The 1,924-nt window shown below is 30.4% G+C and carries 3 protein-coding genes; all 3 read right to left on the bottom strand.

Annotated elements, in window-relative coordinates; all coding sequences use genetic code 11:
- Positions 1–146: 146 nt before the first annotated feature.
- Positions 147–482, bottom strand: a complete 336-nt coding sequence (locus tag COI44_RS23695; RefSeq protein ID WP_098430065.1) for a DUF7668 domain-containing protein — start codon at positions 480–482, stop codon at positions 147–149.
- Positions 483–628: 146 nt separating this feature from the next.
- Positions 629–1,291: a hypothetical protein gene (locus tag COI44_RS23690; RefSeq protein ID WP_098430064.1), complete on the bottom strand. Its 663-nt coding sequence runs from the start codon at positions 1,289–1,291 to the stop codon at positions 629–631.
- 135 nt (positions 1,292–1,426) lie between these two features.
- Entirely contained in the window at positions 1,427–1,843 is a 417-nt protein-coding gene (locus tag COI44_RS23685; RefSeq protein WP_098430063.1) for a hypothetical protein, read from the bottom strand.
- Between the last annotated feature and the right edge of the window lie 81 nt (positions 1,844–1,924).

The following is a 1,924-nucleotide window of genomic DNA, read 5'->3' as shown; positions in this document are numbered from 1 at the left end:
TATTATATCCCAAATAAAATGAAGATACAAATATCTATTAAATTTCTACTAATGAAGGCAGAATAAATTAAGTTTATTTTACTTAGATGATAGATTTAAAATGAATCTTATGCAACTAACGCATCAGTTAGTTGAATAACGATAAACTATAAAACGTGTAAATTTGTGATTGAAAATGATAAAACGTTATCTGATTGGTCGATAATTGCTTCACAAGACAATGTTAAGTCACTTTCCTCATTATCAATCCAAAGTTCAAATTCCATTGCATATCCTTCGCCATAATTGTACTCAATATAGTTAATATTCTCGTAAGCTAAATCAGGTGGAATTGTAAGTGTCCCCCAGTAATTTAGTTCTTCTTTAATGTCCTCGATTGTAATTTCTTCGATTAGTATGGAACTAATTTTTAAAAAATCTTTATTTACTAAATCAAAAACAGTTTCTTTAAGTAATAACTTCAATTTTTCTTTTAAATTCATAATTCCACCACCTATTATGAATTTAATTATACAGTATCTTATTGTACTAAACTGCCATTTTGTTGAATAAGAAAAAGCGATCTTCTATTGAAGTATCGCATGCGTTAGTTGAATAAGAATATTTTTAATAAGTTAAATAATAAATTTTATAACTTCCACTTAATACCAAGTTCTTCAAATGAAATTCTACTTTCACTTAGACCTTCTTCATCTTCCGACCCAATCATTTGAATTTCTTTTTCATTTAATACGATGTCTTTAGTCGGATTATCAATCTTACGTTTGAAAATGGATTTTAGTAGGACTATTTGAGTCTCAGACATTTCATATTCTTCTTTCCACTCATTAATAACACTTTCCATATTATCTATTTGTCTTTCTATAAGAAATCCGCCATTTTCAATAAAATCCTCATATGTATCATGCGAGTATACTTCATCAAGATTTCCCCAAAATGCAGTTGTTATAACTGGGACTGTCTTTCCATCAATCTCATCTAATAAATATAGAAGAGCTTCTTCTGATGCTACTTCTTTAGACTTTTCAGGTGCACCCATAAAATATTCGATAGCATTTTTGTACTTTATTGCCCTTTCGCTGTGGTCATTTCTGAAAGCACCTACTAAAAAATTCGGATGAAATGTAATAGTGCCACGCGTACCAGAGCTATCTTGAACACTATAATTAAACCCATCCCAAGATTGTTCATGAGAAATATCAGGATAATGAGCCACCATAATTGCATGGGCTATCGAAGCTAAAATACAACCTTTCCAAAGTTGATTTCTGTCCCAATTTAACTTGTTCATTTATCGCATTCCCTTCACTTTTGGCTTTAATATTAACTACATTTTAGCATATTTCTTATACAACTAATCTGCCATTATGTTGAATAAGAAAAAGCGATCTTCTATTGAAGTATCGCATGCGTTAGTTCAATAAGATTAATTATAATAATCTTCGTCGAATACAATTACCCCTTCAACTGGTTCATTTGGTTCACTAACTGCAAAAGGGGCATAGACACCTATACCAAGCTTTATTGAAGTAAATCCTGTCTCATCGATTTCTAATTCATCATTAAATTGTGAAATATAGTCCTTCACTTTTGAATACGAAACTCCTAAAAGGTTTTGACTATTGAATACTACTTTTGCAGGTGCAAATAATTCAACAGCTTCACATTCTCCGTTCCCCTTATAAAAAACATGACAACATTCAAAAGCATCTGTGTAGTGTTCATCGTCATCAAACTTCCAAAATTTTTCAGGTTCTGATTCCATTATATTTTTCACTTCATCAGCAGACATTCCAAGATGAATTTTTCCAACATTAATATATGGTTCAATAATAAACTCCATTTTTCATCCTCCCAATAAATCGCCTAATACTTGCTTATTCTATAACATATATTCTAATTCATTATTGATACAGATAGGTAA

The sequence above is a fragment of the Bacillus sp. AFS088145 genome (genome assembly GCF_002564465.1).
In the GTDB taxonomy this organism is placed as follows: domain Bacteria; phylum Bacillota; class Bacilli; order Bacillales; family Bacillaceae_G; genus Gottfriedia.
The sequence above is the reverse complement of the archived record's forward strand: the minus strand, read 5'-3'. Positions and strand labels throughout refer to the sequence as shown.